This window comes from Arthrobacter sp. NPDC055138 (assembly GCF_053607305.1).
Genome location: NZ_JBSGTH010000004.1, coordinates 1 through 3,278 on the forward strand (window position 1 = coordinate 1; position 3,278 = coordinate 3,278).

Annotated in this window: 3 protein-coding genes; 2 read left to right on the top strand and 1 reads right to left on the bottom strand. The window is 66.0% G+C overall.

Annotation, left to right across the window (positions count from 1 at the left end):
- Positions 1-132: 132 nt before the first annotated feature.
- Together ACWF5H_RS10710 and ACWF5H_RS10715 are read left to right on the top strand one after the other, a co-directional pair.
- Positions 133-1,524: a pyridoxal phosphate-dependent decarboxylase family protein gene (locus ACWF5H_RS10710; protein ID WP_452036744.1), complete on the top strand. Its 1,392-nt coding sequence runs from the start codon at positions 133-135 to the stop codon at positions 1,522-1,524.
- A gap of 179 nt (positions 1,525-1,703) precedes the next feature.
- The gene (locus ACWF5H_RS10715; protein ID WP_364644841.1) at positions 1,704-2,510 is read left to right on the top strand and encodes a carbon-nitrogen hydrolase family protein; all 807 of its coding nucleotides are present in this window, start codon (positions 1,704-1,706) and stop codon (positions 2,508-2,510) included.
- 110 nt (positions 2,511-2,620) lie between these two features.
- Here the strand turns inward: ACWF5H_RS10715 and ACWF5H_RS10720 are convergent.
- Positions 2,621-3,278, bottom strand: a 658-nt coding sequence (locus ACWF5H_RS10720; RefSeq protein WP_452036746.1) for an Ig-like domain-containing protein, incomplete at its 5' end; no start/stop codon positions are given.

Consider the following 3,278-nt stretch of genomic DNA (forward strand, 5'->3'; position numbering starts at 1 on the left):
GTGTGGGAGAGTAGGTCACCGCCGGACATTCTTTACAAGGGAAGGCCCCGCCAACGACGGCGGGGCCTTCCCTTCGTTAACCCCCAAACCACCCCTGTCGCAGGCGTGGCCCTCGGGCGTAGCATGCACGTCATGGGGGACGACGAACTGCTCCGCCGGACGGCGGAACTTGCTGCGGACTATCTGCGGTCGCTGCCGGAACGCCCGGTCAAAACGGGAATGGACGTTTCCGAGTTGCGCCGGGAGTTGGTGGGCGGACTGCCCCAGCGGGGAGAGGACCCGCACAAGGTCATCGAACACCTGGCCGGCGTCGGCGGGCGGGCTGCCGTGGCGATGGCAGGCCCGCGCTATTTCGGCTTCGTCATTGGCGGTGCCCAGCCCGCGGCTCTTGCCGCCGATTGGCTGACGTCCACGTGGGACCAGAATGCGGGACTCTATGTGGCCGGCCCGGCCGCCTCGGTGGTGGAAGAGGCAGTGGGCCAGTGGCTGCTGGATCTGTTCGGTCTGCCGCCGAACTGCGGCTTCGGTCTGGTCACCGGCTGCCAGATGGCCCACTTCACCTGTCTGGCGGCGGCGCGGACGGCGGTGCTGGAGCGTGCCGGCTGGGACGTCGTCAGCGACGGGCTCTTCGGCGCACCAGAGATCGCCGTCGTTGTGGGCGAAGAAGCCCACAGCACCGTATTGTCGGCTCTGCAGTACCTGGGCCTGGGACGCCGCCGCATTCACTTGGTGGATACGGACGAGCAAGGCCGGATTACTTTGGATTCACTCGACGCAGTGCTGGAACGGATCCCCGAGGGTCTGCCGCTGATCGTTAACCTGCAGGCCGGCAACGTAAACTCCGGTTCATTCGACCCTCTCCGGGCGGCGGTGGAACGCGTACGACGGCGGCACGGCGCCTGGGTGCATGTGGACGGCGCCTTCGGGCTGTGGGCCGCAGCCAGCCCAGAGCTCCGGCACCTGCTGGACGGCGTGGAACTGGCGGATTCATGGGCCACCGACGCGCACAAATGGCTCAATGTTCCCTACGACTCCGGGATAGCCATTGTCCGCGACTCCGATGTGCACCAGCGCACCATGTCCCCGCCGCACGCGGCCTACCTGGAGTACGGGCAGGAGCGGGACGAGGTGGCCTGGGTGCCGGAGTTCTCCCGGCGCGCCCGTGGATTCCCTGCTTATGCCGCGCTGCGGACCCTTGGTCGCGATGGGGTGGCGGGCCTGGTGGGGCGCTGCTGCTCGCTGGCCGCGCGGATGGCCGGACAACTGGCGGCCATGGACGGCGTGCAAATCCTCAACGACGTGGTGCTCAACCAGGTGTTGGTCCGGTTCACGCCGGAGGACGGCTCCGACCCGGACGAGTTCACCCGCGAGGTAGTGCATCGGGTGCAGGAGGACGGGACGCTCTGGCTATCCGGCACCACGTGGCATGGTCAGGCAGCCATGCGGATCAGCGTCTGCAACTGGTCCACCACCGAAGCGGACGCCGACCGGAGCGTGGAGGCCATCCTGCGCTGCGCCCGGTAGCGCCGGCGGCGAAGCCCCGCCGTAACGCCGCCGCAACGGCGGGTATCCGCAAGGTTGCCGCCGCGCACGACCCGGCGCATCGTCGTCGTCCCCCGAATGCAACGTTCCCACGTGCGCCGGTGGAGTTGACCTTAGGTAGGCTGGAAGGAAACACGCCGCCAGTAAGACGGGAGCGCATCATGAAGATCAGCGTCGGACAGCTCAACCCCAGCGGGGACATGTCGGAGAACCTTGCGACGGTGCGCTCGCTTGCGGAAGAGGCCAAGGCCGACGGTGCGGAACTGATCGTGCTGCCGGAAGAGTCGATGTTCACCGTGCGGCATGTGCAGGGCGATCTGGCCGCTGCCGTGGACGCCAACTGGACCACGTTTGTGCAGCAGTTGTCCTTTATTGCCTCCGAGATCGGCATCGCGATTATCGCCGGCGGCTATGAATCCAGCGGCGAGGAGCGGCCGTACAACACGCTGGTGATCGTGGACTCCAACGGCCGGATTGTGGACACTTACCGCAAGCTGCACCTGTACGACGCCTTCTCCTACCAGGAGTCGAAGCGGATCAAGCCCGGCGACGGCGGCCTGAAGATCGTGCAGCTTGGGGAGCTGAACATCGGCGTGCTCACCTGCTACGACCTGCGCTTCCCCGAGCTGGCACGGGCGCTGGCCTCGCAAGGGGCGGACCTGCTGTGCGTGCCGGCCGCTTGGTTCAAGGGCGATCACAAGATCGAGCACTGGGAAACGCTGCTGCGCGCCCGTGCCATCGAGAACACCTGCTGGGTAGCTGCGGCCGGGACCTCGAGCACCAATACCGTGGGGCATTCGGCCATCCTGGATCCGATGGGCATCCCGGTGGCCTATCTGGACGACGAGCCGCGCGGCGTGGTCACCGTCGACGTGACCCGGCGCCGGATCGACGAAGTACGCGAATTCCTGCCCGTGCTCAAGAACCGCCGGCTCGCCAGCACGGTGGAGATCGTCCCGGCGCACTGACGCCGAGGGACGCACTACGCCAGCCTTCCGAATGTAGCGGTTCCCGGCACGAAAAAGTCCAGGCCCCGGATTTCTCCGAGGCCTGGACTCTTTTTGGTTGAGGCGGCTATTTACCGTCCGGTCCGGAACGACCAATTGGTTGCTGACAGCCGGTTGCCGGAGGCATCCTTGATGCTGCTGCTCAGCCGAACCTTATAGGTGGCGTTTGCCTTCAACTTGCTCGACGGGTTCAGGGTCGCCGTCTTGGTGCGCGAGTTGTAGCTGACCTTGGCCGAAACCGTCTTGCCCTTGTTGTCCACCAGCTTGAAGCTGGAGCCGCTGACTCCGGAGACTGCTTCGCTGAACTTCACGTGGATGTTGCGGCTCCGGTTGATCGACTTGGCTCCGGATGCGTGCGTCCGCTTGGACACCGTGGGCCGGCTTTCCGTCTTGAAGCTCCAGCTGGAAGCCGCCAGGCGGTTGCCGTTGACGTCCGTGATGCCATTGCTGAGGCTAACCGTGAAGCGGGTGCTGCTCGGCAGGATCGCCATGGGCTTCACTGTCACTGTGCGCTTCGCAGCGTCGTAGGTGACCGTCGCCGGTACTTTCTTGCCCGCGGAGGTCTTCAACGTCACGGTGCTGGAGCTGACGCCCCGGACCGGTTCGCTGAACGTCACCGCGAGGTTGCGGTTGGTCGCCACGTTGGTGCCGTTCACCGCCGGGGTCCGTCCGGCGATGGCCGGAGCGGCTTCGGTGGTGAAGTTCCAGGTGGTGGCCGTGATCGGGTTA